Annotated in this window: 25 protein-coding genes; 16 read left to right on the top strand and 9 right to left on the bottom strand. The window is 73.3% G+C overall.

Annotated features, from left to right (window positions below; translation table 11 throughout):
• Together ABEB07_RS01325 and ABEB07_RS01320 are read left to right on the top strand one after the other, a co-directional pair.
• Positions 1–378, top strand: a 378-nt coding sequence (locus tag ABEB07_RS01325) for a response regulator (RefSeq protein WP_345666640.1), incomplete at its 5' end; no start/stop codon positions are given.
• The gene (locus tag ABEB07_RS01320) at positions 378–1,994 is read left to right on the top strand and encodes a fused response regulator/phosphatase (RefSeq protein WP_345666639.1); all 1,617 of its coding nucleotides are present in this window, start codon (positions 378–380) and stop codon (positions 1,992–1,994) included. The genes ABEB07_RS01325 and ABEB07_RS01320, both read left to right, overlap by 1 nt.
• A gap of 73 nt (positions 1,995–2,067) precedes the next feature.
• Here ABEB07_RS01320 and ABEB07_RS01315 read toward each other — a convergent pair whose 3' ends face one another.
• The gene (locus ABEB07_RS01315; RefSeq protein ID WP_345666638.1) at positions 2,068–3,420 is read right to left on the bottom strand and encodes a beta-1,3-glucanase family protein; all 1,353 of its coding nucleotides are present in this window, start codon (positions 3,418–3,420) and stop codon (positions 2,068–2,070) included.
• A 113-nt stretch (positions 3,421–3,533) separates the two neighbouring features.
• Positions 3,534–4,919 (bottom strand): lectin, encoded by a 1,386-nt coding sequence (locus tag ABEB07_RS01310; RefSeq protein WP_345666637.1) that lies wholly within the window; start codon positions 4,917–4,919, stop codon positions 3,534–3,536.
• 294 nt (positions 4,920–5,213) lie between these two features.
• On the opposite strand from ABEB07_RS01310, the gene ABEB07_RS01305 reads away from it, so the two are divergent.
• Positions 5,214–6,422 (top strand): alginate lyase family protein, encoded by a 1,209-nt coding sequence (locus ABEB07_RS01305; RefSeq protein ID WP_345666636.1) that lies wholly within the window; start codon positions 5,214–5,216, stop codon positions 6,420–6,422.
• Between the two features lie 76 nt (positions 6,423–6,498).
• Here ABEB07_RS01305 and ABEB07_RS01300 read toward each other — a convergent pair whose 3' ends face one another.
• Entirely contained in the window at positions 6,499–9,339 is a 2,841-nt protein-coding gene (locus ABEB07_RS01300) for an N-acetylmuramoyl-L-alanine amidase (protein WP_345666635.1), read from the bottom strand.
• Positions 9,340–9,551: 212 nt separating this feature from the next.
• On the opposite strand from ABEB07_RS01300, the gene rpmB reads away from it, so the two are divergent.
• From rpmB to ABEB07_RS01285, 3 genes are all read left to right on the top strand, one after another.
• Entirely contained in the window at positions 9,552–9,788 is a 237-nt protein-coding gene (rpmB, locus tag ABEB07_RS01295; protein ID WP_345666634.1) for a 50S ribosomal protein L28, read from the top strand.
• Complete coding sequence (gene rpsN, locus ABEB07_RS01290) at positions 9,788–10,093, top strand: 30S ribosomal protein S14 (protein ID WP_345666633.1); 306 nt, start codon at positions 9,788–9,790, stop codon at positions 10,091–10,093. The genes rpmB and rpsN overlap by 1 nt, the downstream gene beginning before the upstream one ends.
• 293 nt (positions 10,094–10,386) lie before the next feature.
• Complete coding sequence (locus ABEB07_RS01285; protein WP_425588934.1) at positions 10,387–11,193, top strand: class I SAM-dependent methyltransferase; 807 nt, start codon at positions 10,387–10,389, stop codon at positions 11,191–11,193.
• A 15-nt stretch (positions 11,194–11,208) separates the two neighbouring features.
• Here the strand turns inward: ABEB07_RS01285 and ABEB07_RS01280 are convergent, their stop codons facing one another.
• From ABEB07_RS01280 to ABEB07_RS01265, 4 genes are all read right to left on the bottom strand, one after another.
• Entirely contained in the window at positions 11,209–12,213 is a 1,005-nt protein-coding gene (locus ABEB07_RS01280; RefSeq protein ID WP_345666631.1) for a sensor histidine kinase, read from the bottom strand.
• The gene (locus tag ABEB07_RS01275) at positions 12,210–13,103 is read right to left on the bottom strand and encodes an MEDS domain-containing protein (RefSeq protein ID WP_345666630.1); all 894 of its coding nucleotides are present in this window, start codon (positions 13,101–13,103) and stop codon (positions 12,210–12,212) included. Before ABEB07_RS01275 ends, ABEB07_RS01280 begins: the two co-directional genes overlap by 4 nt.
• A 134-nt stretch (positions 13,104–13,237) precedes the next feature.
• Positions 13,238–13,711, bottom strand: coding sequence for an ATP-binding protein (locus tag ABEB07_RS01270; protein WP_176147156.1), 474 nt, complete (start codon positions 13,709–13,711; stop codon positions 13,238–13,240).
• A gap of 336 nt (positions 13,712–14,047) precedes the next feature.
• Complete coding sequence (locus tag ABEB07_RS01265) at positions 14,048–15,382, bottom strand: MATE family efflux transporter (protein WP_345666629.1); 1,335 nt, start codon at positions 15,380–15,382, stop codon at positions 14,048–14,050.
• 117 nt (positions 15,383–15,499) lie between these two features.
• Between ABEB07_RS01265 and ABEB07_RS01260 the strand changes: the two genes are divergently transcribed.
• From ABEB07_RS01260 to ABEB07_RS01245, 4 genes are all read left to right on the top strand, one after another.
• Positions 15,500–16,024 (top strand): PadR family transcriptional regulator, encoded by a 525-nt coding sequence (locus ABEB07_RS01260; protein WP_345666628.1) that lies wholly within the window; start codon positions 15,500–15,502, stop codon positions 16,022–16,024.
• Between the two features lie 2 nt (positions 16,025–16,026).
• Positions 16,027–17,076, top strand: a complete 1,050-nt coding sequence (locus ABEB07_RS01255; protein ID WP_345666627.1) for a DUF2804 domain-containing protein — start codon at positions 16,027–16,029, stop codon at positions 17,074–17,076.
• Between the two features lie 82 nt (positions 17,077–17,158).
• Positions 17,159–17,713 (top strand): NUDIX hydrolase, encoded by a 555-nt coding sequence (locus ABEB07_RS01250; protein ID WP_345666626.1) that lies wholly within the window; start codon positions 17,159–17,161, stop codon positions 17,711–17,713.
• 42 nt (positions 17,714–17,755) lie between these two features.
• Positions 17,756–18,841: a helix-turn-helix transcriptional regulator gene (locus ABEB07_RS01245; protein WP_345666625.1), complete on the top strand. Its 1,086-nt coding sequence runs from the start codon at positions 17,756–17,758 to the stop codon at positions 18,839–18,841.
• Positions 18,842–18,859: 18 nt separating this feature from the next.
• Here the strand turns inward: ABEB07_RS01245 and ABEB07_RS01240 are convergent, their stop codons facing one another.
• Positions 18,860–19,867 carry an SDR family oxidoreductase gene (locus ABEB07_RS01240; protein ID WP_176147162.1) on the bottom strand — a complete coding sequence of 336 codons (1,008 nt, stop codon included), beginning with the start codon at positions 19,865–19,867 and terminating at the stop codon, positions 18,860–18,862.
• Positions 19,868–20,074: 207 nt separating this feature from the next.
• Between ABEB07_RS01240 and ABEB07_RS01235 the strand changes: the two genes are divergently transcribed.
• The 6 genes from ABEB07_RS01235 to ABEB07_RS01210 all read left to right on the top strand — a co-directional run bounded on the left by ABEB07_RS01235 (position 20,075) and on the right by ABEB07_RS01210 (position 24,811).
• Positions 20,075–21,145, top strand: coding sequence for a type I phosphomannose isomerase catalytic subunit (locus ABEB07_RS01235; protein ID WP_345666624.1), 1,071 nt, complete (start codon positions 20,075–20,077; stop codon positions 21,143–21,145).
• A gap of 50 nt (positions 21,146–21,195) precedes the next feature.
• Positions 21,196–22,050, top strand: coding sequence for a methyltransferase domain-containing protein (locus ABEB07_RS01230; protein WP_345666623.1), 855 nt, complete (start codon positions 21,196–21,198; stop codon positions 22,048–22,050).
• 126 nt (positions 22,051–22,176) lie between these two features.
• Positions 22,177–22,977: a GNAT family N-acetyltransferase gene (locus tag ABEB07_RS01225; protein ID WP_345666622.1), complete on the top strand. Its 801-nt coding sequence runs from the start codon at positions 22,177–22,179 to the stop codon at positions 22,975–22,977.
• Positions 22,978–23,170: 193 nt separating this feature from the next.
• Positions 23,171–23,362, top strand: coding sequence for a hypothetical protein (locus tag ABEB07_RS01220; RefSeq protein WP_345666621.1), 192 nt, complete (start codon positions 23,171–23,173; stop codon positions 23,360–23,362).
• A 309-nt stretch (positions 23,363–23,671) separates the two neighbouring features.
• On the top strand, positions 23,672–24,145 hold the full coding sequence (locus ABEB07_RS01215; RefSeq protein WP_345666620.1) for a hypothetical protein: 474 nt from the start codon (positions 23,672–23,674) through the stop codon (positions 24,143–24,145).
• Positions 24,146–24,259: 114 nt separating this feature from the next.
• Complete coding sequence (locus ABEB07_RS01210; protein ID WP_345666619.1) at positions 24,260–24,811, top strand: hypothetical protein; 552 nt, start codon at positions 24,260–24,262, stop codon at positions 24,809–24,811.
• A gap of 109 nt (positions 24,812–24,920) precedes the next feature.
• Here the strand turns inward: ABEB07_RS01210 and ABEB07_RS01205 are convergent, their stop codons facing one another.
• Positions 24,921–26,051 carry a GH12 family glycosyl hydrolase domain-containing protein gene (locus ABEB07_RS01205; RefSeq protein WP_345666618.1) on the bottom strand — a complete coding sequence of 377 codons (1,131 nt, stop codon included), beginning with the start codon at positions 26,049–26,051 and terminating at the stop codon, positions 24,921–24,923.
• Positions 26,052–26,124 lie beyond the last annotated feature (73 nt).

Genomic DNA, 26,124 nt, shown 5'->3' with positions numbered 1-26,124 from the left:
CTGCGTCCGCTGCTGACCGGCCTGGCCGGTTCCGTCACCGTGCTCACCGACAGCGGCCGAGCCGTCGAGACGGTGCGGCGGGAGCGCCCGGACGCGGTCCTCCTCGACCTCGACATGCCCGGCCTGGACGGCTACGAGGTCCACCGGCGGCTGGCCGCCGACCCGGCTACGGCCCGGGTGCCCGTGTTCGTGCTGACCGCGATGGCGGCCGGTGCCGTGGACGCGTCCCGCCTCACCGGGGTCCGCGCCGTCCTCGACAAGTCCCGCCTCACCGCCGCGGACCTCGCCGCCGCCCTGAACCGGCCGCCGGCGGCGCCGTCCGCCGGGCAGGCGTCCACCCCCGCCCCCTCGACGTCGCCCAGGGCCAAGGAGCGCTGATGACCCGCCCACTCGACACCGACCACAGTCCGGCCCACATCCTGGTGGTGGACGACACCCCGGCCAACCGGTACGTCCTGGCCACCACGCTGCGCCGGGCCGGGCACCAGGTGACCGAGGCCGAGGACGGCACCCGCGCGCTCGATCTGCTGCGCGGCCCCGGCCCGCTGCCGGAGATCGCCATCGTGGACGTACGGCTGCCCGACATGACCGGGTTCGAGGTGTGCGAGCACATCAAGGAGGACCCGGCCACCGCCGCCGTCCCCGTCATCAACATCTCCGCCGCCGCCATCACCGTGGACGACCGCGCCCAGGGCCTGTACCGGGGAGCCGACGCCTACCTGGTCGAACCGGTCGCCCCGGACGAACTGCTCGCCACGGTGACCGCGACGCTGCGCTACGCCCGCGCCCGGCGCCGCGCCGAACTCCTCGCCGAGCGGCTGCGCCTGCTCAACCGCCTCACCCTGGCGCTGTACAGCGCCTCCGACGCCCGTGAGCTGGTCAAGGTGACCGCCGAGGCGGCGGCGGTGATCTTCCGGTGCAGCGTGGCCGCGCTGCTCACCACGCCCCAGGGCAGCCCGCTGGTCGCCCACACCTGGCAGGACGAGGACGGCTCGGCGCGCACCGCGGGACCGCAGGTGCACTCCACGGCTCCCTGGCCGCAGCGGCGCGACCTGCCCGGCACGACCCGGACGCAGGCTCCGGGCGCCGACCTGCCGTGTCTGCCGCCCGACCTGAAGGACCCGGCGCAGCGGCGCACCGTGATCGGCCGGGCCAAGGCCGAGCGTCCGCCGGTCGTCATCGTCACCTCGGCGGACGCCGTCACCACGCCGGACGACGAGCAGTTGCTGGCCCAGCTCACCCAGGCCAGCGCGCTGGCCCTGGAGGCACTGCGCAGCTACAGCGAGGAGCACGCCCTGGCCCTGACGTTGCAGCGCAGCTTCCTGCCCGAGAGCCTGCCGGCGACCCCGCGCGCCGACCTGGCCGTGCGCTATCTGCCGGCCAGTGAGCGCACCGAGATCGGCGGCGACTTCTACGAGGCGATCAGCACTCCGGCCGGTCTGGTGGTGGCCGTCGGCGACGTGGCCGGGCACTCGCTGGACGCGGCGATGGTGATGGGTCAGGTGCGTCACGCGCTGCGGGCGTACGCGGCCGAGGGGCATCCGCCGCAGGTGATCCTGTCCTGCCTGGACCAGCTGCTGACCTCGGTGGAGCCCGGCGCCACGGTGACGCTCTGCGTCGTCCTGATCGAGTTCGGCTCGGACACCCTGCACGTGGCCAACGCGGGCCATCTGCCGCCGCTGCTGCGCGCTCCGGACGGCACGACGTCCTATGTGCACGAGCACGGCCCGCTGCTGGGCCTCGGTCTGCCGCATCCGCCCGCCCGGGAGATCACCGTGGCGCCGGGTTCGCTGCTGCTCCTGGTCACGGACGGGCTGGTCGAGCGCCGTCACGAGGATCTCCAGCACTCGTTGAACACGCTCGCCGCGGTGGCGGCGGAGGCGCCCGCGGACCCCGAGGCGGCGTGCGGGCTGCTGCTGGAGCGGCTGCTGCCGGACGGCAGCGACGACGTGGCGCTGATGGCCGTGCGCCTGAATGCGGTCCGCCCGGACTGACCGCGTTCAGGGCGGCCGGTCCGGGCGGGGTGCCCGGTGGGGGGGCGGGGTGCCCGGTGGGGGGCGGCTGGTCCTACCAGCCCACCGCCACGAGCAGCCACTGCGGGTCGCCGTGCGAGATGAAGGAGGACTGGCCGGCCACGTCGTCGTAGGGGAAGCCGTAGGCGAGGCGGTTGATGGCGTTGTCGTGCCAGAACTGGGCGTAGTAGTTGGCCGGGGCGGCCTTGTAGTACTGGGCCGGGTCGCTCTGCTGGGCGGCGGGCAGGGTGGCCACGTGGCGGTTGAGGGCCGCGCACATGTCCGGGTCGCCGGCCAGCGAGGCGGCGCAGCCGAAGATGTCCGAGGTGGCCGCGTTCACGCCGACGGACTGGGCGTAGGCGGTGAAGTAGCCGGCGTTGGCGCCGCCCGCGCGGAAGCTGGGGTCGCTGCCGGGCGCGATGATCCGGTACGGGGCCTGGGTCTGGGCGAGCACCTTGAACGGTGAGGGCACGGCGTCGGTGAACCGCTGGAAGGTGGTGGCGCGGTCCTCGGCGAAGGTCTGGCGGTTCTCGCCGACCTCCGTGTCGTAGCCGTCCTTGCTGTGCAGCCGCATGGCGAGTTTGAGCCCGAACGCGTCGACCCGTGTGGTGTTGCCGTTGAACACGTTGCCGCCGACGGTGAACTCGATGAAGTCGTAGTAGGGGCCGTCGGGCGAGCCGAGGTGGAAGTACATCCGGCCGGCGGAGTTGGCCGGCATGTCGAGGTAGGGCTGTTCGGCGATGGAGTGGGTCTGGCCGTTGAAGGTCCAGTAGACCTGGCTGTCGGGGTACTTGCCGTTGGTGCGGTTGAGGATCTTCACCTCGACGGCGTTGTGCGCGGCGGGGATGCCGGCGGTGGAGCCCCAGAAGTCGTCCGGCGGCGGGGTGGTGCCGCCGGGGCCGTAGACCTCGAACTCCCACAGGGAGTAGCCGTACGCGGTGGCGCGGGCGGTGCCGTAGAGGCGGACGTAGCGGCCGCTGCCGCTGATCGTCACGTTCTCGGTGCCGCCGGCGGCGTTGGCGGTGGAGTAGGCGGTGGTCCAGGTCCGCGCGTCGGCGGAGGTCTCGATCCGGTAGCCCTTGGCGTAGGCGGCCTCCCAGCGCAGGGTGACGCGGCTGAGCTGCTGGAGCGAGCCCAGGTCGACCTGGAGCCACTGGGGGTCGGCGAACGCCGAGGACCAGCGGGTGCCCTGGTCGCCGTCGACGGCGGCGCCGGCCGGGAAGGCGGCGTTCTCCACCGAGGAGGCGGTCGCGGGCCGGCCGCGGGAGAGCAGTTGGTCGGCGGCGTGCGCCTGGGTGGGCGCGAGCGCGGCGAGGCAGGCGGCGAGCAGGGCGACGACGAGGAGGGCGGCGCGGGAGCGGGGCGCGTCGGGTGGTCTGCGCCGAAGGGCGTCGGCGGTGGTGAGCATGGGGGTCTCCGTTTCACCGTGGAGGTGTGGGGGGAGGAGCGGGATGCGGCGGTGCGCCGCGGCCGCCCGGCCGTGCGGTGGGGGGCGGCGGGCTCGGCGGGTGGTGGCGGCGGTCAGCCGGTGTAGGCGGCGAACACCCGGGTGTAGTCCCAGTTCTGCTGGCTGACGCCGGAGCAGCTGTCGGCGGGGCCGCCGGTGCAGGGCCGGTCGCGGTTGGCGGACCAGAAGGTGAGCCGGGCCAGGTGGTGCTGCTGGGCGTAGCCGAGGATGGTGCGGAAGTCGGCGACGGTGACGGTCTCGTTGTTGTCGGTCACGCCGTTCATGGAGGAGATGCCCATGTCGCGGTAGGCCTGGTCGTCGCTGTAGTGGTAGGCGTTCTTCAGCGCGGTCTTGAGTCCTTCGGCCGCGCGCTGGGTGAGGGTGCCCATGTTCTGGCCGGCGCCGCCGAAGTCGAAGGGCATGATGGTCCAGGCGTCGACGGTCAGTCCGGAGGAGGCCGCCCGGTTGATCAGGGAGGTGTCGGGGCCGCTCTGGCCGGTGCCGATGGTGACGTAGACCTTCAGGCCGGGGTTGTTGTTCCTGACGGCCTTCAGGGCGTCCACGGTGCGCTGCTGGACGGTGGCGTTGCTGTAGGCGTCGGCCTCGATGTCGATGTCGATGGCCTTGAGCCCGTAGGCGTTGATCACCTTCTGGTAGGCGGCGGCGAGTTCGCCGGCGCTGGAGCAGGAGCTCTCCAACTTGTTGCCGCTGTAGCCGCCGAAGGACGGGATGACGTCGCCGCCGTTCGCGCGGACCGTGTTGACGGTCTGCTGGTCGACGCCGCCGGTGAGCGCGCGGCTGCCGTCCCACTGCGGGTTGCAGTAGCCGTTGCTGAGGACGAAGGCGAGGGTGAACCACTTCACGCCGGTGGCGCTGGTGATCGTGCTGGGGCTGGGCGGGCTGCCCCAGCCGTTGTAGAGGTAGGGGGCGACGGCCATCGGGGCGGCCGGGGTGCCGCCGCCGTCCGCCGCGGGCGCGTTCCACTTCTGGTTGGCGGCCCCGGTGCAGCTCCAGAGCTGCGCGCGGGAGCCGTTGGCCGCGTTGTTGTCGGTGACGTCCAGGCACTTGTCCGCCTGGGGGTTGACGATGTCGTGGGCGGCGGTGACCGTCCACTTCTGGTTGGCGCCGCCGGAACAGGTCCACAGCTGGATCTTGGCGCCGTTCGCCGTGGAGTTGCCGGTGACGTCGAGGCACTTGCCGAGGGCGCGGATCGTGCCGTCGGCGCCGACGGTCCACTGCTGGGCGGTGGTGCCGTTGCAGTCGTAGATCTGGACCGCGGTGCCGTCGGCGGAACTCGCCCCGGCCACGTCCAGGCACTTGCCGGCCAGACCGGTGACCGTGCCGGTGGCGGCCGCGGCCGGGGAGGCGGTGAGCAGGCCGGCGGAGAGGGTGAGGGCGGCGACGGAGACGGTGGTGGCGACGGTCCGCGCGGAGCGGACGGCAGGGCGGGGTCTGGCCATGTGGGGCCCTTCGCGTGGGGGGTGGCTTCCTCGGGAGCCGCTCAACTCTGTTCAGCCTGCGGAACGTTGTGCGACGCCATCGGTCTTTGATTAAGCCGTGAAGTTAAAGGTATGGACCAGGGGACGTCAAGAGGCGTGACAGCGGCGGCCGTTGATCAAGGCGGTCGCCCGCAGAGCGCGAACCTCTGTCCGGGCGCGAGCACTTGACGGGCGACCTGCCCGTACCTAGGGTCACCGGCCAGCACTGGAGTTCAACCACCCACACATCGTTCACATACAAGAACGGATGGCCGCATGACCGCCGCTCCCCCACACCTTGGCCGCGGAACCCGGGCCGTGCTCCTGATCGCCCTGGTCGCCGCCCTCACCGGCGCCCTGCTGCTGCCCCGCGCCCAGCGCGCCGAGGCCGCGCCCACCACGTTCGTCCACCCGGGGGTGACCGTCTCCCGGGCCCAACTCGACTTCACCCGCGACAAGGTGCTCGCCGGAGCCCAGCCGTGGAAGGGCGCCTACGACCAGATGGCGGCGAGCGCCTACGCCAGTCTCGGCCGCATCGCCAAGCCCCGGGCGACCGTGGAGTGCGGTTCGTACTCCAACCCCGACTACGGCTGCACCGACGAACGCCAGGACGCCATCGCCGCGTACACGGACGCGCTCGTCTGGTACATCACCCGCGACGCCCGCTACGCGCAGAAGTCCATCGAGATCATGGACGCCTGGTCGGCGGTGATCCGCAGCCACACCAACAGCAACGCGCCGCTCCAGACGGGCTGGGCCGGCTCCTCCTGGCCCAAGGCCGCCGAGATCATCAAGTACACGTACACCGGCGCCTGGCCGAACGCCGACCGGTTCGCGACCATGCTGCGCGACGTGTACCTGCCGGTGGTGATCAAGGGCTCCCACTCCAACGGCAACTGGGAGCTGTCGATGACGGAGGCCGCCGTCGGCATCTCCGTCTTCCTGGAGGACAAGTCCTCCTACGACACCGCCATGGCCACGTTCCGCACCCGCACGGCCGCTTACGTCTACCTCGACTCCGACGGCGCGCTGCCGAAGACGGTGCCGGGCCAGAACCTGGACACCCGCGACAAGATCGTCTCGTACTGGCAGGGCCAGTCCACCTTCGTCACCGGCCTCACCCAGGAGACGTGCCGCGACTTCACGCACACCGGCTACGGCATCTCCGCCATCTCGCACATCGCCGAGACCAGCCGCATCCAGGGCCAGGACCTGTACGGCACGGACGTCGGGGAGCGGCTGCGCCAGGCCCTCGGCTTCCAGTCGAAGTACGAGCTGGGCGCGGCCGTTCCGAGCTGGCTGTGCGGGGGTTCGGTCAACCGGGGCCTCGGCCCGGTCACGGAGGTCGGCTACAACGCGCTGCACAACCGGCTGGGCATCGCCATGACCAACACCCAGACGCTGACCCAGCGGAACCGGCCGGCCGGCACCAACGCCCTGTTCGTCGCCTGGGAGACCCTGACCCACGGGGACAACCCCGCGTGACGCGCACCGCGCGCCGGTGAAAAGGGGCGGGGCCCGACCGCCGAAGCGGCCGGGCCCCGTGTTCCCGGGACACGCGTCACACGATCAGGTTGTACGTGTTCCAGCCGCCGCCGACCCGGAACTTGGTCGCGAACGGCGTGGCGGCGCTGCCGGTGCCCTTGTAGAACCAGAGCACACCCGAGGCGTCCCGGCCGATGAGGTCGGCCTTGCCGTCCCGGTCCAGGTCGCTCGGGCCGTTGAGCACGTTGTACACGTTCCAGCCGCCGCCGATCCTGGTGCGGGCCGCGAACGGCGCGGTGGCGCTGCCGGTGCCCTGGTACAGCCACAGCACGCCCGAGGCGTCGCGGCCGATCAGATCGGCCTTGCCGTCACCGGTCACGTCACCGGTGTCGGTCAGGGAGTTGTAGGTGTTCCAGCCGCTGCCGACCTTGGTGCGGGCGGCGAACGGCGCGGTGGCGCTGCCGGTGCCCTGGTACAGCCACAGCGCACCCGAGGCGTCCCGGGCGAGCAGATCGGCCTTGCCGTCACCGGTCAGGTCCCGGGCGCCGATCAGGACGTCGTACGTGTTCCAGCCCGCGCCGACCTTGATCCGCGTGGCGAACGGCGCCGCCGGCTTGCCGGTGCCCTTGTAGTACCAGAGCGTTCCGCTCTTGTCGCGGGCGACCATGTCACCGGTGCCGTCCGCGCGCAGCGCCGTCATCGACGTCAGCGCGGTGTAGTCGCCCCAGCCGGAGCCGACGCGGTAGCGGGTGAGGAACGGGGCGGAGGGGGTGCCGGTGCCCTGGTACCGCCACAGCACACCCGAGGCGTCGCGGCCGAGGATGTCGTAGCGGTCGGTGGCCGGGTCGGGCGCGGCGCCCTGGGCGACCTGCGCGTCCGAGGCGCGCACCCAGGCGATCCGGTGGTTGTAGCGGATCGGGTAGAACTTGTTCGTCCCCACGACCGTCACCCGCGAGCCGGTGCCGCTGCCGTCGATGAGACCGCTGTTGTAGTACGAGCCGGTCACGGCCGCGCCCGCGAGCACGTACTTCTGCCCGGCCGGGAGGGTGTACTTGGTCAGCGACGCGGAGTTGTCCTTCTGGACGTCCACGCCGGTGCCGGCGTACGCCGCGTCCTCGGGGTAGGTGCGCCCGTAGACGGGAATCGCGGCGCCCGTCGCGGACGTCACCGTGTCCGGGGTGCCGACGGCGGTGGCGAACTGGCCGCTCGGGTTGTAGAACCAGGCTTTCTGGCCGCCGTACCAGATGGCGGTCCAGTCCTTCTGCGCCTCGGCGACGACGTACTCACCGCCGGCCACCACCTTGTTGGCCCAGTTCGAGCCCTCGGTGGCGGTCTGGGTGCCGAGGTAGGGGTCGGTCAGGGTCGCCGCGGTGGTGGACGGCGAGGTGTACAGGTAGCCGAAGTTCGCCGGCTGGGCGTCGACCGCGGCGCCGCCGTTGGTGAGCTCGGGCTGGTTCGCCGTGGTGAACGGCGGTACGACGCGGATGACCTGACCCGCCTTGTACAGACCGCCCGGGCCGCTCGCGCCGGTCGGGGCGCCGAGCAGCTGCATGTAGTGGTTCCAGTCCCAGAACGGGCCCGGGTCCCAGTGCTGGGTCTTGACGTTGGCGTCCAGGACGCCCGGGACCTCGTCGTGGCCGATGATGTGCTCACGGTCCAGCGGGATGCCGTACTTGGCGGCCAGGTATTTCACGAGGGTCGCGGAGGACTCGTACTCCGGCTCGGTGTACCAGCTCCCCTTCTTGATCGCGTAGCCCTCGTGCTCGATGCCGATCGAGTGCATGTTGACACTCTTGTTGGCCGCGTGCCACGCCTCGTCCTTGTTCTCGACGACCTGGGTGACCAGACCGTCCGAGGCGCGGATGAGGTAGTTGGTGCTCGCGTACGACGCCGGGTTCTGGAACACGTTCATCGAGGCGTCGTAGGAGCCCTCGGTGTCGTGGATCACGATGGAGTTGATCTCTTCGCCCGGGGAGGGGCGGTTGGCGACGTTGTAGTTGCCCCAGTCGTCCGGACCGCTGTTCTGCTTGTACGCGGCGGGCCGGAAGTCGCACTTCAGATCGGACGGGCACTGGGCGGTCACGCCGGCGGCGCCGACCGCGACGCCCGCGACGGCGCTCTTGGGCAGCTTGACGGCCGCCTGCCGCGCGGGCCGGACCGACGGGTCGGCCGGCAGCGTGAGGGTCTGGCCGTCGGTGGTGACGCGCTGCTCACCGGTCCGGATCGACGCGTAGACGCGGTCCGCGAAGAGCTGGGCGCCCTTGGTCTCGGTGGCCTGGCTCGCGCGGGCCACGGCCGGGTACCACGCGCCCGGGTCGTCGGACAGCGAACCGGTCGCGTTCTTCTGGTACTCGGCGAGCAGGGCGGCCCCCGCCCGGATGCTCTCGCCGGCGTCCTGGCGCACCTTCTGCGCGGAGACGTCGATGAGGCCGGCCGCCTCGTCGAGGGTGTGCAGCCGCGGGTCGCTCGTGTCGACGGGCTTCTCGCCGAGGCCCTTCAGCGCCTTCTTCGCGTCGAAGTGCTTCGACACGGCCGGGTCGCCGCTGCGGTTCATGTGGTCGAGCTGCTGCTCGCGGGTTTCGGCGTCGCTCGCGAGGGAGGCCGGGTCGACCTGGGTGAGGCCCATGACGTTGTACGCGCCGGTGGTGCTGGGCAGCCCGTCGTGGTCCTCCCAGAGCGTCTGCCGGTAGGAGACCGCCATCAGCACGCTCAGCGGGACGTCGAACTCCTTCGCCGCGTCGGCGAAGTCGGCCTGCAGCCGGGCGCCTTGCGGAGCGGCCGCGGCCGTTCTGGAGCCCGGCAGGCCGGGTGACGCCACGGCCAGCGTGCCGGCCGTGGCGGCCACGACGACGGCCGTGGCCGCGCCGTAGGCGAGCAGTCTCTTGTTGTTGCGGCCTCTGCGATGGTCCGCGCTCAAATTTCCACCCCTGGTGAGTGCTGGATGTGCAACGTGAGGTCGTTGCTGTGCACACTTCAACGAGTGGACCGTACCAATCGGCGATGACAGCGTTGCCACCCGGTGGCCTCACGAGACCGGCCGCACGTCAGGGGGCGGTCCGACCTCCTTGTGAAACTGGTAGTCGTTTTCATTTAGCTGCTACGGTGCTCCCAGCACACCAAGGAGGCACCATGTCCGCCCACTGCCAACTCACCGGTCGCTCGCCCGGCTTCGGCCACCGCGTCTCGCACTCGCACCGGCGCACCAAGCGCCGCTTCGACCCCAACATCCAGCACAAGCGGTACTGGCTGGCGAGCGAGGGCCGGCACGTCCGGCTCACGCTCTCCGCCAAGGGCGTCAAGACCCTCGACGCCATCGGCGTCGAGGCCGCGGTGGCCCGCATCCGCGCCCGGGGAGGGAAGGTCTGATGGCGAAGAAGAGCAAGATCGCGAAGAACGAGCGGCGCCGGGCCGTGGTGGCCCGCTACGCCGCCCGCCGCGCCGAGTTGAAGGCGGTCATCGCCTCTCCCCGGACCTCGGACGACGAACGCGCCGCGGCCCGGCGCGAACTGCGCCGTCAGCCGCGCGACGCCAGCCCCACCCGGCTGCGCAACCGCGATGCCGTGGACGGCCGTCCCCGCGGCCATCTGCGCGCCTTCGGGCTGTCCCGCATCCGGGTGCGGGAGATGGCCCACGCGGGCGAGCTGCCCGGCGTGACCAAGAGCAGTTGGTGACCGGCCCCGCCGCCCCCGCCCGGCGGAAGTCCGGCGATCGTCGCGTCCGCGCGTCGCCCCTTGTTCGGACTTCGGTCCCTTCGATCCCTTGAGTCCCTTGACCGCCCGCGCTCTTGACCGTCCGCGGGAGCCCGACCCGGGCGGTCCGGGAGCGGCGGCGGCCTGCGGTAATTCGGATGCGGCGGCGCCGGGGCGCCTCGTAGCATCGGCGCCGCACCCATCGACCGAGCAGCACCAAGGATCCTGTGGACCACTCCGATCTCCGGGCCAAGGCCCCCGCGCTCGCGGCCGGCATGGCCGCCGCCGCGCACGGCCCCGCCGAACAGCTGACCCAGACCCGCCACCGCGCCGCACTCGTGGCGGGCTGGCGCATCGCCCCCGGCTCGACCGTGCTCGAACTGGGCTGCGGGCAGGGCGACATGACCGCCGTCCTGGCCGAAGCGGTCGGGCCCCGGGGGCGGGTGACCGCTGTCGACGTGGCCGATCCCTCCTACGGCGCCCCGGTCACCCTCGGCGAGTCCGCGGCGCGCCTCAGCGCGGGACCCCTCGGCCCGCGCCTCGACTTCCGCTTCGGCACGGACGTGCTCGATCCGTCCGTCGACTTCCCCGAGGGCGCCTTCGACCACGTGGTGCTCGCGCACTGCTCCTGGTACTTCGCCTCGCTCGGGCAGCTGCGCGACACGCTGGCCCGGGTGCGGCCCTGGGCGCGCCGGCTGTGGTTCACCGAGTGGGACCTGACACCCACCTCCGACGACCAACTCGCCCACCTGCTGGCCGTGTTGGTCCAGGGCCAGATCGAGGCGGCCGACTCGCGCGGGGACGGCAACGTGCGTACGCCCTTCTCCCGCGACCAGTTGCTGCGGCTGCTGCCCGAGGCCGGCTGGACGGCCGACGGCGGCGGGCCGGTGGACACCGAGGGGCTCCAGGACGGCGACTGGGAGGTGGCGGCCTGTCTGCGCCTGGCCGACACGGCCGACCGGATGGCCGCCCTGCCCGAGCCGGTGCGGCAGCTCGTCGTGAGCCAGACGGACACCCTCCGCTCGATCGCCGCACCGCGCGGCAACCGGGCGCTGCCGGCGTACGCGGTCACCGCGCGCTGACGGCCCCGGCGCGGCTCACAGGTCCAGGTGCAGCCGTACGGTGGTCACGCCCCCGTCGGTGTCGATCTCCACGAGGTCGCACAACTGCCGTACGGTCCACAGGCCGTGTCCGCGCCCCCGCGTCCTGTCGGGCGGCAGATAGCCCGTGTACCACTCGACGCCGCCCCGGGCGGGGTTGGCGACATCGCACACGATGCGCCGCCCGGCCCGGCGCAGACTGATCCGCCCGTGGCCGCCGCCGTGCCGGACGGCGTTGGTGGCGACCTCGTTGGCGGCGAACACCAGGTGCCCCGCGCGCTCCCCGGAAAGCCCGAGGGCGCCGGCCGTCTCGGCGACGAAGGCCCGCACCTCGGACAGGTCGGCCGCGAAGTCCAGCACCGCCTCCCGGCCGTCGACCGCCACCGGCGCGAGCCGGCGTTCCCACGACCGGCGGCCGGTGTCCGGCGGCGTGTAGTGGTCACTGGGGTGCGCGGCCGGTCCGGCCACCAGTTCCGGATGGGTGTGCCGGGCGCCGGCCACCACGTCCGCGGGCAGCGCCCGGGTGTCGTACGGGCACACGATCCAGGCCGGGCAGTCGGCGAACGCGACGTTGATCGCCGCCTCGTAGCGGGTCCACTCGGCCGTCTCCAGCCGGTCCCGGCCGTGCCACACCGGTTCGCCGATCACCCTGACCCGCGCGTGCGCGCCGTCGGCGGTGTGCCGGTCGACATAGCGGTGGTACGCCCCGAGCGTGCGTCCCGGCGCCCGGTACCAGTCGTCGGCGTCGACGAACTCGACCTGCTCCGCCGTCCCGCCCAGCGCCCCGCGCAGCAGGCCGATGTTGGCGGCGGTGGTCACCGCGAGCACGGCGTCGTCCTGTTCCAGGCCGTCCAGGCAGAACGGCACCGTCGCCGACAGGAACTCCTCGTCGGTGCCGTAGATCAGCCCTTGGTGGGCGAGGTGCGCGGCGGAGCCGGGGCCGGGCGTGTGCCGGGCGGCGGAGCCGGGGCCGGGCGTGTGCCGGGCGGTGGCGCCGGTCATTCGGCGCCCTCCCCGGCGTTCACGGTCAGGGCGGGGATCCGGTCCCAGCCGACCACGTGCATCACGTGGCGCAGCATCGGCGTCAGCTCCACGATGTGCATCCGCCGGCCCTCGGGCAGCCGTTCGGCGGTCTGGACCAGGGCGCGGACGCCCGCCAGGTCGATGAAGTCCAGGCCGCTCATGTCCACGGTGATGTCGCCGGGCCAGCCCATGGCCGTCTCCAGCGCGGCGGCCAGCGCGGCGGCGGACTGGTAGTCCACGTCGCCCACCACGCGCAGCGCCCGCCGCCCGGCGCGGAAGGACGGCGCCAGTCGCAACAGGCCGCTGCTGTACAGGGGTTCGGGCGCCACCGCTCCCGGATGGCGGCCGTCGAACGCGGCCAGGGCGTCGGCGTCGAAGCGGCGCGCGTCGTACTGGCAGATCGCGGAGGCCGGTCCGCCGGCGAACACCTCGTTCACCTTCGTCTCGTACTCGCCGAGCCGGTCGGCGCCGGGCACGTCGCGCAGCGCCCAGCCCATCTCGCCGCTGACCCGGAACCCGGTGTAACCGGCCGCCAGGGAGTCGGCGACCTCCCGGTGCAGGGTGGCCACCATGGCGTCGGGGTCGAACGGGCCCACGGCCAGGTAGCTGTCGTCCGCCGTGGTCACCACGAGCTGCCCGCGCTCCAGCGCCGGGGCCGGGTCCGCGCCGGCCTCCCGCAGCCAGCCCAGCACCTGCTCGGGAGCGCGTCCGTCGGCGAAGTACATCACCCGCTCGCCGCGCTCCAGTCCGCCCAGGACGTAGGCGGTGGCCACGCGTCGCTGCTCGGCGTCGTCGGCGAACGCCAGACACAGGTGGTCACCCTGGTCCGCCTCCTCGACCAGGCGCTCCCGGTCAGCCCGCGTCGTCATGTCGGCCACTCACCGTCCCTCCCCTACACCCGCGGCGTCTGCCGGAACGGCGCCCCGAAAGCCGACAGAGCTCTCGCGTAACTCTACCGCCGGTGCGACCGCCGGATCGCGGTCGGTCTCCGGCCGTCGACGGGTCAGGGGGCCAGGGCGTCCCGGCCGTCCAGGCCGTCGCGAAGGGCGATCCTGGCGGTGAGGCACTTGCCGGTCGGCTCGCGCCGCGCCTCGAAGGTCAGGGCGACGGCCTTGACGATCTCCAGGCCGTGCTGGCCGATCCGGTGGGCGTCGGCGCTCCTGGCCACGGGGAGGACGGGATCGGTGTCGCGCACCGCCACCTCCACCACGTCGCGGGTGACCCGCAGTTCCAGTGAGACGGGTCCCGGGGCGTACTTGCGGGCGTTGGTGACCAGCTCGCTGACCACCAGCTGGGCGTCGCCCAGTGCGCGCGCCGAGACGCGGATGCCGAGTTCGGTCCGTATCCGGCCGCCGAGAAAGTCGGCGACGAGATCGCGGGCCTCGGCGATGCACAGGTCCGCGCCGCCCAACGTGGCCGTGACCTCGGTCGGACAGAGGGGGGCAAGGCGGCCGTCGCCGCTGGTGACCGACTCCATAGACCCTCGTTCTCACTAGACCCCGGCCCGCCGCGTGACCCGGGGAGGACCGGCCGCCCCCGATCCGCTGCTCAGCGTAAAGCAGACGTTCACGCCGTCGGCTCGCGACGACGAGGGCCGAAGCGCCCCGGCACGCCCGGTCACGTGTGTCCCGGACCTCCCCGCGTCGCGCCCGGGGTCAGGTCGTCGTCGTCCCCGGGGGGTGTGCCGGACCGTCGTGACGACGTGGGCGGGTGTCGGCGACACTCGTTCTTCCTTGCCGCGAACGCTCCGATCATGCCACCGGACCCCGTGCCGTCCGCGTCCGGGCTCCGCTCGAGGAGGCGCCGACGCCGCTCAGCCGCCCGTGCGGTCGACGGCCGCGGTGGGCGCCGCGCGCCGGTACATCCGGGTGATCGCCGCGCACTGCACCGCCATCGACAGCGCCATGGCCAGGCAGACACCCGGCAGCCCGGCTCCCGACATGGCGTGCGCGAGCACGAGTTGGAGCACCACTCCGCACGAGGTGATCCGCACCAGGGCCGGACTGCCGCCGCTGCCCTCGAAGACGCCGCCCAGCGCGATGAAGCAGGCGAGCAGGATCAGATACGGTCCCGAGCAGCGCAGGTAGAGCGCTCCGGCGTCGGCCACCTCGCCCGCCGCGCCGAACGCCCGCATGATCCACCCGGCGGCGACGAGCAGCGACAGCGCGGCGGCGACGCCCAGCGCACCGGACAGGACCAGTGCCTGGCGTCCGACGGCGCGCCGCTCGTCGCGGCCGGCGCCGAGCAGATGCGCGGTGTGGATGGCGGCCGCCTGGCGCACCGCGTAGAAGGCCATGGTCGCCACGTACATCGCCTTGGTCGCGACGCCGTACGCCGCGACCTCGTTCACCCCGATCCGGGCGACGACGGCGACGAGGGCGAGGGCGCCCGTCATCCTGATGAGGAAGTCGGCGGACATGGGCAGCCCGGTCGCGGCGGTCCGGCGCAGATCCGCGCCGAGCCCGCCGAGCCCGCTCACTGGCACACCGTCACCGGCCGTCCACAGCAGCCCGTTCCGGCGCAGGGCGAGCAGGCCGCACGCCAGCGCGACCGTCCGCCCCAGCACGGTGGAGATCGCCGCTCCGCGCACCCCGAGCCCCGCCCCGAAGACGAGGACCGGGTCCAGCACGAGGATCAGCCCGTTGGCCAGCGCGGAGAGTCGCATCGGGGTGCGGGTGTCGCCGGCGCCCTTGAGGATGCCGTCGACGACGTTGGCGGCGAAGAAGACCGCGATCCCCGGCAGCGCGATCGAGAAGTACCCGGTGGCGAGGACGAGCGACGGGCCGTCGCCGCCGAGCACGAGCCGGGCCAGCGGCTCCCGGCACACGTGTCCGCCGATCGCGACGACCGGGGTGATCAGCGCCCACAGCGCCCAGCCGCCCCGCACCGCGGCGCGCGTCGCCGCCCGGTCCCGCGCGCCCCTGGCCCGTGCGACCAGCACGGTCGTGCCGGAGCCCGCGATGAGGATCACGCCGAGCAGCAGGTTCTCGACGTTCGTGGCGACCGCCACCGCGGCCACGGCGTCGCCGCCCAGCCGGGCGACCCAGACCATGTTGACGATCCCGGCCGTGACCCCGGCCAGGAGTTCGAAGTAGACCGGATAGGCGAGCGGGACGAGTGCGCGCCGCCGGTGTTCCGGTGCCGTCATCTGCCAGTCCCCCGCCATGTGCCCGTCCCCCTCTTTTCGCTGTACCTCGAATAGAGGTACAGCGAAAAGAGATAGCATGGCGGCCGGGGACGGACAAGCGCGGGAAGAGGCGGACGCATGCTGGAGCTGTCGATCCTGGGGTTCCTCCACGAAGAACCCCTGCACGGCTACGAGGTGAAGGCGCGGCTCCAGGCGCTGAGCGGCCACATCCGGCCGGTGAGCGACGGCGCGCTGTATCCGGCCATCACCCGGCTGGTGAAGGCGGGCCTGGTCGAGCAGCGCACCGAGCCCGGCAGCGGCGCCGCGCAGCGCCGCGTCCTGACCCTCACCGAGGCCGGCCGCGCCGACCTGCTGACCCGGCTGCGGAACCCCAAGGACGTCGAAGTCACCGACGGACAGCGCTTCTTCACACTGCTCGCGTTCCTGCGCCACCTCCCCGACCGCGCCGAACAGGCCGCCGTCCTCCGCCGCAGACAGGCGTTCCTCGACGCCCCGGCGAGCTTCTTCTACCGTGACGGCGAGCCGGTACGGGCCGAGCAGGCGCCGGACCTGTTCCGGCAGGGCATGCTGCGCATCGCGCGGGCCACCGGCGCCGAGGAGCGGGCATGGCTGGCCGAGGCGATCGCGAGCTTGGAGAGCTGAACATGACGCATGAGCGGGAGATCACCGAGCCCGTCGACCTGTGCCGGTCCGACGGCGCCCTCGACCCGGCGGCGGTCGGCTGGTCCAGGACGCCGGTGCACCGGGCGAACCTGCGCGGCTGGGGCCGGACCAAGCGGTGGGAGTACTGGTGCGTGACGACGCCCACCCATCTGGTGGCGCTGACCGTCAGCGACCTCGACTTCCTCGCGCTGAACTCGCTGTACTTCCTCGAATACGGTTCCGGGGGGCGGGAGTTCGAGGTCGGCTCGATCGTCCCGTTCGGCCGTGGCGTCCGGTTGCCGGAGACCGTCGCCGGGGCCACGGGCGGCGCGGACGTGGTGGTCGGCCCGGCCCGTCCGACCGGCGGCAGGGTGCGCGTCGAGATCCGGCACGAGGACGGCGGCACGCGGCTGCGGGCCCGCTGCCTGACACCCGGCCGGCTGCCGGTCGAGGTCGACCTGCTGGTCACCCGGCCCGAGGGGCACGAGTCGCTCTCCGTCGTCGTGCCGTGGAGCCGGCGGCGCTTCCAGTACACCTCCAAACAGACCGCGCTGCCGGCGGCGGGCCAGGTCAGGATCGGCGACGAGATCCTGAAGTTCGGTGACGACGAGGAGAGTTGGGCGGTCCTCGACCACGGACGCGGACGCTGGCCGCGTACCGTCGACTGGAACTGGGGCGCCGCCTCGGGGCGTACGGACGGGCACACGGTGGGCCTCCAGTTCGGCGGCCGCTGGACGGCGGGCACCGGCTCCACCGAGAACGCCCTCTGTGTGGACGGCCGGCTCAGCAAGATCGGCGAGGAACTGGACTGGCGCTGGTCGCGCACCGATCCGCTGGCCCCGTGGACCCTGCGCACCCCCGCCAGTGACCAGGTGGACCTGACGTTCACGCCGTTCCACAACCGGTCCACGCGCACGGAGGCCGCTCTGCTCTCGAATCGCACCGACCAGTGCTTCGGCCACTACGACGGCCGGGTCCGCACCGCCGACGGCGCCGAGATCGCCGTACGGCGGCTGCTCGGCTGGGCCGAGGACGTCCACATGCGCTGGTGAACCTCCCCATGTGCCGGTGGCCCTCTCGCGCGGGCCGATAAATCGCGGGCCCGGGCCGCCGGGCGTCACTAGGATCCGGCGCATGGCCACCACTCACCCCGCGCTCGCCGACGTCCTCGCCCGCCACGAACCGCGCACCACGGCCGAACGCGCCGACACGGACCGGGTCAGGGCTCTCGTCGCGGCGGGCGACGCCTGGGGCCGGGCAGGCCGGCTGCACGTCACGGCGTCGGCGGTGATCGTCCATCCGGACAGCGGCCGGGTACTGCTGCGCCGGCACCCGCGGCACCGGTCGTGGCTGCTGGTCGGCGGGCACGGCGATCCGGGCGAGGACGCCCCGCTCGACGTGGCCCTGCGGGAGGGGCGCGAGGAGACCGGGCTGGCCGATCTGGCGCCCTGGCCGGACACGGCCGTCGCGCACCTGGTGATCGTGCCGGTCCCGGCCGGCGACCGCGAGCCCGCCCACGAGCACGCGGACCTGCGCCACGTGCTGGCCACCGCCGTCCCGGACTCGGTACGGCCGGAGAACCCGGACGCGCCGCTGCGGTGGCTGACGCCGCGGGCGGCGCGGGAAACGGTCACCGAGGCCAACGTCCGGGCCACGCTGGAGCGCGTGGCCCCGCTGCTCGAACGCTGACGCGCCGCTCCAAGGCGCCGTGCGGGACGCGATGATGGAGCCATGCGCGCCGCCCGTCTGATCCGTATGGCCCTCCTGCTCCAGTCGAGCCCCGGCCTGACCGCCGCCGCCCTCGCCCGTGAGCTGGAGATCTCCGAGCGCACCGTGATCCGTGACGTCCAGGCGCTCCAGGAGGCGGGCGTGCCGGTACGGTCCGAGCGCGGCCGGGCGGGCGGCTACCGGCTGGCGCCGGGCCACCGGACCCGGCTCACCACGCTCGGCCCGACCGAGGCGGAGACCCTGTACCTCTCCGGACTGCCCACCGCCCTGCGCGACCTCGGTCTCTCGGACGCGGCGGACACCGCCCGGCTGAAGCTGGCGGCCACCTTGCTGCCGTCGCTGCGGACGGCGGCCGAGTCGTCGGCGCGCCGCTTCCACCTGGACGCCCCGGCCTGGTTCCGCGAGCCGTCGGCGCCCGAACTGCTGCCGGAGCTGGCCCGCGCGGTGTGGTCCGACCGCGTCATCGAACTGACGTACGTCCGACCGGCCCGTGACGGCGCACCGCCCCGTGCGGTGACCCGCCCGCTGGAACCGTACGGACTCGTCCTGAAGGCGGGGGTCTGGTACGTCGTGGGCCGCGTTCCGGGGGCGCGGACGGACGGGGAGGGTGCCGGGTTCGCGGACCGGGCCGGGGGCGGTGCCTGGCGTACCTACCGTGTCGATCGCGTCACGGCGCTCGCCGCCGCTCCCGGCGCCGACGCCCCCTTCGTCCGCGATCCGTCCTTCGACCTGGCCGCGCACTGGCGCGAGCACTCCGCCGCGTTCGCCCGGACGCTGTTGCGCACCACCGTCACCCTGCGGGTGACCGAGGACGGGCTGCGCCGCCTGCCCGCCGTGCTGGACCCGGCCGCCGCCGGCGCGCTCCCGGACCCCGCGCCGCCGCCGGACCCCGCCGGGTGGGTCACGCTCGACGTGCCGGTGGAGTCGCAGGACGTCGCCTTCGGGCAGCTCACCGCACTGGGCGCGGACGCCGAGATCCTGGCCCCGGCGCCCCTGCGCGCCCGCTTCCGCGCCCACGCCCGCTCCCTCGCGGCCCGCTACGCCACGGACCCGGCGGCCCCCGCACGGCACGACGCCACGCAGCCGTGACCGGGCGAAGGCGCGTCCTCAGCGGTAGTCGTCCGGTGTGCCCGGCTTGCCGCCGTACACGACGTCCGCCATGTAGCCCAGCCCGTCCGGCCGGCTGCCGTCCACGTCCCGCACGCCGTACACCTCGGCGAGTTCCGCGCTGGAGGTGGACCTGCCGTTCCAGCGGGCGGCCCGGTCCGGGTCGGCGGCGAGCGCGGCGACCGAGCGGGCCAGGTAGTACGGCGACTCGGCGACGCCGAAGTGCGGATCGCGGGCGACGGCGTCGCGCCAGGTCTCCTCGGTGACGCCGAAGTGGTCGAGCATCTGCTCCGAGCGCAGGTAGCCCGGTGTGACGGCGACCGCCGTGCCCCCGTACTCCGCCAGTTCCTGGCCCAGCCCGAAGGCGATCCGGATCGGGGCGTTCTTGGCGAGGTCGTAGTAGAGGTTGTCGCGGTAGCGGCGGTTGAAGGCGGCTGTGCCGTCGGTGACCTCCACCAGCAGCGGCGCCGACGAGCGGATCAGCAGCGGCAGGGCGAGCGCCGCGGTGACCACGTGTGAGCGCACACCGAGTTCCAGGATGCGCAGCCCGTCGGCGAGCGGCGTCTCCCAGCTCTTCTTGCCGAAGACGGAGCCGACGAGCAGGTGCTCGCCGCCCCACAGGTCGTTGACGAGGACGTCGAGCCGCCCCTGCTCGCGGTCGATCCGCTCGACGAGCGCGCCGACCTGGCCCTGGTCGAGGTGGTCGGTGCGGACGGCGACGCCGGTGCCGCCGGCCGCGGTGACCGCCTCGGCGGTCTGCTCGATGGTCTCCGTGGGCCGGCCGACCTCGCTGGTGTGCTCGCGGGTGGTGCGGCCGGTGACGTAGACGGTGGCGCCGGCGCGGCCGAGTTCGACGGCGAGGGCGCGGCCGGCGCCACGGGTGGCTCCGGCGACGAGCGCGATCCGGCCGGCGAGGGAACCCGGCCGGCCGGTGCGCCGGGTGTCCTCGTCCTCCTTCGTGACGTCCTGGTGCGGGGTGCTGTTCGCGGTGGTGGCGTTCTTCTCCATGACTCCACCGTGCCTGCCAAAGGTGACAGCCCACGTCACCTTTTCCGGGAGTTCGCGCGCCGTGCCGTGCCGCGGTCTCCGTTTCGCCCGTGACGGCGGCGGGAAGTCGGTTCGCCGCACCCCCCGCTCACCTCCCGCTCGCACTCCCGGAGGTTCCCCCATGTCGCAGTCGGCCCCGGTCGCGGTCGCCGGAGGGCGCCCGGTCCGATGAGCGCCCCCGGCGCGCGCCTGTACCCGCTGCGGCTGACCGTCACGGCCAAGCCGCTGGTGTTCGGCGGACACGCCATCGCCCGCCGGCTGGGCAAGTCCGGCATCCCGGACTGGAGCGTCGCGGAGACCTGGGAGTGCAGCGACGTCACCGGTCTGAGCGGTGTGGTGACCGAGGGTCCGCTGACCGGCCGGTCCCTGCGCCAGCTGGTCGCCGACCATCCCGGAGAACTGCTGGGCGCGGGCCGGTCCGGCCGGTGCTTCCCGCTGCTGACCAAGTTCATCGACGCCGCCGGTGCCCTGCCCGTCCATCTGCACGCGGACGACGAGGCCGCCCGGCGGCTCGAAGGCCAGGCCAACGGCAAGACCGAGGCCTGGCACATCCTCGCGGCGGCCCCCGGGGCAACCGCCCTGTGCGGCGTCAGGGAGGGCGTGACGGCCGGCCGGCTGCGCGCCGCGCTCCAGGCGCAGGACTTCGACGCCGTACTGCGCCGCCTGCCGGTGCGCGCGGGAGAGACGATCTACGTCCCCGGCGGCACCCCGCACAGCTTCGGACCCGACACGCTGGTCTACGAGATCGAACAGACCTCCGACATCCAGCAGCACGCGATGCGCTGGCGGATGGAGGACGGCGCGGCCGTGAGCGACGCGGAGTTCGACGCCAACCTGGACCTGCTGATGCGGCAGGTGCGGCTGGAGAGCAGGCCGGAGTTCACTCCGGGGCTGCGGATCGCCGTGGGTGACGGCGCGGAGCGGGTCTTCCTGTGCGCGGGCCCGTACTTCGCCCTGGAGCGCTGGACTTCGGCCGGGCCGGTGCGGCACGCCTTCGCCACCGCTCGCGTCCTGTCCAACGTCGGCGCGCCGGTGCGGGTGCGGTCCGGCGACTGGGACGGGGAACTGGGCCGGGCGCAGACGCTGCTGCTGCCCGCGTCCTGCCGGGAGGCCGAGCTGACCGGACCTGCCGACGTCCTGTTCGGCTACCTTCCCGACCTGGACCGCGACGTGCGCGCGCCCCTGCTCGACGCCGGCCACTCCCGCCAGGTCATCGCCACCCTGGGCGCGGTGGACTGAGCCGCGCCGCCGGTCGCGTGGCGCGTCGGCCGCTCTGCCAGAATCGCCGCATGGCCGAGCACCAGACAGACGCAGAGGCAGCCGCAGCCGGAGACGCGGCCGGAGCCGAGGCGCGTGGGTATCTGCTGGACAACCGGCAGTCGGAGGCCGGGACCCGGTTCGAAGCTCTCGGCGAGCTGTTCGACCCGGTGACCTTCCGGCACGTCGACCAGCTCGGGATCTCCGCCGGCATGCGCTGCTGGGAGGTCGGCGCCGGCGGGCCGTCCGTACCGCTCGGACTGGCCGCGCGGGTCGGCCCCACCGGAGCGGTGCTCGCAACTGACATCGACACCTCCTGGCTGGAGGGCGTCGGCGACCTCGGCGGCGGTGTCGTCGAGGTGCGCCGCCACGACGTGGCCGCCGACCCGCCGCCGCCCGGCGGCTTCGACCTGGTGCACGCCCGGCTGGTCCTGGTGCACGTCACCGACCGCGCCGAGGCGCTGCGCCGGATGATCCAGGCGCTGCGACCGGGCGGCCGGCTGCTCCTGGAGGACGCCGACCCGGCGTTGCAGCCGCTGCTGTGCCCGGACGAGTCGGGACCCGAGCAGCGGCTCGCCAACCGGTTGCGCTCCGGTTTCCGCGCCCTGATGGCGGAGCGCGGCGCGGACCTCGCGTACGGGCGGACCCTGCCGCGGCTGCTGCGCGAGGCCGGTCTCGCCGACGTGCGGGCGGACGCGTACTTCCCGATCACCTCACCGGCGTGCGCCGTCCTGGAGGCCGCCACCGTGCGGCAGATCCGCGGCCGGCTGGTGGCCGCAAGGCTCGCCACCGACGAGGAGATCGACCGGCACCTGGCGAACGTCGCCACCGGCCGCCTGGATCTGGCCACCGCCCCGATGGTCTCCGCCTGGGGCCGCCGCCCGTAGCGGCCGCTCCGGCCGGGACCCGCAACACCCCTTCGCGCGCACGCGGTTCGACGAGAACGCGCCTGCCCCCGCGCTCGTTGTCACTGGGAAGGTGACCGCACACTCGACGGCCGAAGGGGTTTCTCCATGACGGGTCTCACGGAATCGATCGAATCGATGGAACAGCTCGCCACCGTCTGGCGGGCCATGGTCCTGGACCGGGATCAAGACGCGGATGTGCGGGACCTGCCGGGTCTCGCCGTGCGCTGGGCGGACTGCCGGTTCGCGTTCTGGAACTGCGTCACGCTGACCGAGGCGGGGGCGGACGAGGCGCTCGTGGCGGAGCGGCTGCGCCAGGCGGCGGAGCTCATGCGGTCCAAGAAACGGCCCGGCTTCCTGTGGCTGTTCGAGGACCTGCTCGACGGCGGGGCCCGCGCGGGTCTGGCCGAGGCGGCCGAACGGGCCGGTCTCCAGTACGCCTTCCCCGGCACCGGAATGGCCGGGGACCTGCTCCCCGTCCCCGATCCGGTCCACCCGGACCTGACGTTCGAGCGCGTCCGCACCGACGCACACCTGCGGGCGTACGCGGACATCAACGCGCGCGCCTACGGCTTCACCTCGGAGGACGGCCGCGACGGGCTCGTCGGCTCCACGCTGTGGAAGAACGAGGTGTACGCCTACCTCGGACACCGGGACGGCGTTCCGGTCACCTGCGCCGGGACGGTGGCGGCGGCGGGCCGCCTCTTCGTCGTGCTCGTCGCCACGCTGCCCGAGTGGGAGCGCCGGGGGTACGGCGAGGCGGTGACCCGCAAGGCGCTGCACGAGGGCGCCCGGGCGACCGGACTGACCCGCGCCACGCTGCACGCGACCGCCGCCGGGGCGCCGGTCTACCCGCGCATCGGCTTCGAACCGAACTCGCCGATGCGCTTCTACACCCTGAAGGACTGACCTCGGTCCTCAGCCTGAGGGACTGACCTCGACCCTCCTCCGAGCGGGTCCGCGCCGCCCTGCCCCGGCGCCCCGGCCGCCCTCGCACTCCGCTCGCGTCACCGCCTTGACAGGTGACGTGAGCGGGTGGGACGCTGCCTTCATCGGCATGGGCGCGGAGCGATCCGCCCCCCGGTCAGACGGAGGTTGAACCGTGGAAAGCAACAGCACTTCGGACGTCGCCGCCCAGATCCGCCACGCGCGGTTCGGACAACTGCCCGAGCGCGTCGCGTACGCCGACATGGTCGAGGAGCGACCGTCCGACCCGAAGGACCCGTCCGGCGGCTACAACCCCGAGGGCTCCTGGAACCACTTCTCCTGCCTGGCCCTGGATCTGGGGCTGTAGCGGAGCGCCGGGCGAGAGCGGCGCGCTGCTCCGCCCGGCGGGTTCCCCTGGCGCGGCGCACCGGTGATCGGGCACGTCGATGCCATGCTGGTGCGCCGTGGGCGCGACGCTGCCGCCGGCAGTCGCCGTGCCCTCACGCATGCACTCCGCCGACGGTGAACAGGGGACCGGCTTCTCATGGCAAAGCGAGGACGCACTTCTCCACGGCAGCGCGCGGCCCGGGAGGCGGCTCGGCGAGCCGCCGCCGCCGTACGTCTCGCCGCGGCGGGGCCGCCCCGTCCGCGTCGGCACGAGCAACGGCACGATGCGGTGGCCGAGTTGGCCGGGTTGGCCGAGTTGGCCACGGTGCCCGCACCCGCCCGCGCGGCCGACGACCTCACCGGCGGTACACCGTCCCCCGCGCCGGCCTGCGCCGCCGGGTGCCGGGTCTGCGCCGAGGCCGCCGACGGATTCGGCGCCCTGCGCGCCGGGTCGCTCGCGCAGCGGCGCCGCTTCGCCGGGTCCGGCCGCCCGCCCTACGCCGCCGAGAAGCAGACACTGCACCGCGGCGACTGCAGGAAGGTCGAGCAGTCGGTCGGCCGGGTGGCGGGTGACGAGCGGACCGCGCCGCCGGCCGAGGAGCTGACCCGCTTCGCACACGACGGCCGCCTCAGCCCCGAGTGGGCGACACACGTGCGCCTGCTGGACGCCGCCGAGGCCACGGGGTGGGTCGAGGAGCGGATCGGCCCGCGCGGCGGCGCCCGCTACCGCCTGTGCCGGACCTGCACACCCGAACTCCCCTGAGCCCACCGCACCGCACCGCGCCCTTCAGGCGGTCAACTGTGCTGCCATGCACGCAAACTGATGGGGCATCCGAAAAGTGACAGCGGTATTCCGTCACTTCCGAGGAGGCACGCCGTGCACGCCCTGAGACGTCGGCTCGCCGGCAGCCTGATCGCACAGGCCGCCCTGCTCTTCCCGCTGGCCGTGGGCATCGCGGCCCTGTTCCGCCGGCACGAACACCCGCTCGTCTGGGTGATCAACGGCGCGTTCTACACCGCCGTCGGCATGGCGGCGGCGGCCGTTCAACGGCGCAGGTACAGCCGGAAGGCCGGCGTCGAACCGGGCCGCGTCGCCGACCTGAACCACAAGATCCGCCACCGCGAGGTGCCGCGCGACCCGGAGGAGCGCACGGTCATGCGGCGGCTGGTGGACGCGGAACTGGAGCAGATGCGGCGCTCCAAGCGGTGGGTGCCGTACTCCATGGGCCTCTTGGGACTGGTCGCGGTCGGCCTGCTGGCCCTGGGCGTGGCCACCGGCTCGCTCACGTTCCCGCTGGTCTTCGCGGCGGCCGTGATCGCGTTCGTCTGCTGGATGTTCTGGATGCGCCGCCGCTCGATGGACCGCCTGCACCACATGGAAGCGGCCCTCGGCGGCCGGAACGAAGAGGTCCCGGCGTCCCACGTATGACCCCGCCGTCCGAAGTGGGCGAGGGCGACGCGCGGCCGGTGGGAGCGGGGGAACCGGCCGTGCGCCGCCGGCGCGGGGACGGCCCGTGCGCACGGGCCGTCCCGCCGGGTCACGCGGTGGTGCAGGCGGCGCCGTTCAGGGTGAAGCCGGACGGCTTGGCGAACGTACCGCCGTAGGTGCCCTGGAAACCGAAGGACGCGGTGCCGCCGGGGGCGATGCTCGCGTTGTACGACTGACCGGCCGCCGTGACCGCGCCCGACTGGCCGGACAGCGTGGCGTTCCAGCCGTTGGTGATCCGCTGCCCGGAGGGCAGGGTGAAGGCCAGCTGCCAGTGGTCGACGGCGGCCGAGCCGGTGTTGGTGACGGTGACGTCGGCGGTGAACCCGTCCTGCCACACGTTCGTCGCGTACGCCACCTTGCAGGCGCCCGGGTTGCCCGGGGTGCCCGGGTCACCGCCGCCGCCGGTGTTGACGGACGAGGAGAAGGACGTCACGGCGAGTCCCGCGCCGTTCTGCCAGGGCTCGAAACCGGCCTGCACACTGGTCAGGTACCAGCTGCTCTGGGCCAGGCCGCGGGAGATCGCCTCGCGGGCGAAGTCCATGACGTCGAAGCTCCAACTGGCGATCGCCGACGGGGCGACGAAGGACAGCACGTCGTTGCCGCCGTTGTTGCCGGACCACACCTGCCACTGGCGGCCGGCCACGGTGGCGGTGCCGACCTGCGAGCCCACCGGCTGGACCGAGCCCACGTGGTTGAACCAGACCATGATCTCGGTCTTGTTGACCCCGTCGGTGCGGGGTGTGGGGTCGAGCCAGATGTCGTACGCGGCGTCGTAGACCGCGCCGCTCACATAGCTGTACGAAATGCCGGTCGGCGCACTGGAGATGGTGCTGAGCCGCGCCGGAAGGGCCGTGCCGGGCGAGCAGTTGGTGTAGTGACAGCCGTTGTAGACCGAGGGGTACGACTTCGGGGCGCCGTTGGTGGGCACCGAGCCGTCGGCCTGGGTGACCCGGAAGCCGGAGTCGGTGGCGGTGACGCACTGGGTCTGGTCGGTGCCCCAGCGGTTGTTCTGGACGACGTACCGGCCCTGGATCGTGGTCGATCCGAAGGCGTCGCAGATCTGGGTGTCGGCGCGGGCGGCCGGGGTGGTGGTCACGAGCGCCGCGAGCGCGGCGAGAACGGTCAGCAGCGCGCCGAGCAGGACATGCGTACGGCGCGCATGATGCGTTGACGGGGACATGCGGGTCCTCTCCGAACGGGACGGTGCGGTGCGGTGCGGCGTCACGAGGGGTGCGCGTCCGCTGTCCTCCCTC

The organism is Streptomyces similanensis, assembly GCF_039543625.1.
GTDB lineage: Bacteria > Actinomycetota > Actinomycetes > Streptomycetales > Streptomycetaceae > Streptomyces > Streptomyces similanensis.
This window is presented reverse-complemented; position numbering and strand designations above follow the sequence as displayed.

What these genes read in the sequence shown, in the direction of transcription:
- ABEB07_RS01320 (WP_345666639.1), top strand. Translation starts at nt 378, where the DNA reads ATGACCCGCCCACTCGACACCGACCACAGTCCGGCCCACATCCTGGTG.
- ABEB07_RS01315 (WP_345666638.1), bottom strand. Translation starts at nt 3,420, where the DNA reads ATGCTCACCACCGCCGACGCCCTTCGGCGCAGACCACCCGACGCGCCC.
- ABEB07_RS01310 (WP_345666637.1), bottom strand. Translation starts at nt 4,919, where the DNA reads ATGGCCAGACCCCGCCCTGCCGTCCGCTCCGCGCGGACCGTCGCCACC.
- ABEB07_RS01305 (WP_345666636.1), top strand. Translation starts at nt 5,214, where the DNA reads ATGACCGCCGCTCCCCCACACCTTGGCCGCGGAACCCGGGCCGTGCTC.
- rpmB (WP_345666634.1), top strand. Translation starts at nt 9,552, where the DNA reads ATGTCCGCCCACTGCCAACTCACCGGTCGCTCGCCCGGCTTCGGCCAC.
- rpsN (WP_345666633.1), top strand. Translation starts at nt 9,788, where the DNA reads ATGGCGAAGAAGAGCAAGATCGCGAAGAACGAGCGGCGCCGGGCCGTG.
- ABEB07_RS01285 (WP_425588934.1), top strand. Translation starts at nt 10,387, where the DNA reads ATGGCCGCCGCCGCGCACGGCCCCGCCGAACAGCTGACCCAGACCCGC.
- ABEB07_RS01280 (WP_345666631.1), bottom strand. Translation starts at nt 12,213, where the DNA reads ATGACCGGCGCCACCGCCCGGCACACGCCCGGCCCCGGCTCCGCCGCC.
- ABEB07_RS01275 (WP_345666630.1), bottom strand. Translation starts at nt 13,103, where the DNA reads ATGACGACGCGGGCTGACCGGGAGCGCCTGGTCGAGGAGGCGGACCAG.
- ABEB07_RS01270 (WP_176147156.1), bottom strand. Translation starts at nt 13,711, where the DNA reads ATGGAGTCGGTCACCAGCGGCGACGGCCGCCTTGCCCCCCTCTGTCCG.
- ABEB07_RS01265 (WP_345666629.1), bottom strand. Translation starts at nt 15,382, where the DNA reads ATGACGGCACCGGAACACCGGCGGCGCGCACTCGTCCCGCTCGCCTAT.
- ABEB07_RS01260 (WP_345666628.1), top strand. Translation starts at nt 15,500, where the DNA reads ATGCTGGAGCTGTCGATCCTGGGGTTCCTCCACGAAGAACCCCTGCAC.
- ABEB07_RS01255 (WP_345666627.1), top strand. Translation starts at nt 16,027, where the DNA reads ATGACGCATGAGCGGGAGATCACCGAGCCCGTCGACCTGTGCCGGTCC.
- ABEB07_RS01250 (WP_345666626.1), top strand. Translation starts at nt 17,159, where the DNA reads ATGGCCACCACTCACCCCGCGCTCGCCGACGTCCTCGCCCGCCACGAA.
- ABEB07_RS01245 (WP_345666625.1), top strand. Translation starts at nt 17,756, where the DNA reads ATGCGCGCCGCCCGTCTGATCCGTATGGCCCTCCTGCTCCAGTCGAGC.
- ABEB07_RS01240 (WP_176147162.1), bottom strand. Translation starts at nt 19,867, where the DNA reads ATGGAGAAGAACGCCACCACCGCGAACAGCACCCCGCACCAGGACGTC.
- ABEB07_RS01235 (WP_345666624.1), top strand. Translation starts at nt 20,075, where the DNA reads ATGAGCGCCCCCGGCGCGCGCCTGTACCCGCTGCGGCTGACCGTCACG.
- ABEB07_RS01230 (WP_345666623.1), top strand. Translation starts at nt 21,196, where the DNA reads ATGGCCGAGCACCAGACAGACGCAGAGGCAGCCGCAGCCGGAGACGCG.
- ABEB07_RS01225 (WP_345666622.1), top strand. Translation starts at nt 22,177, where the DNA reads ATGACGGGTCTCACGGAATCGATCGAATCGATGGAACAGCTCGCCACC.
- ABEB07_RS01205 (WP_345666618.1), bottom strand. Translation starts at nt 26,051, where the DNA reads ATGTCCCCGTCAACGCATCATGCGCGCCGTACGCATGTCCTGCTCGGC.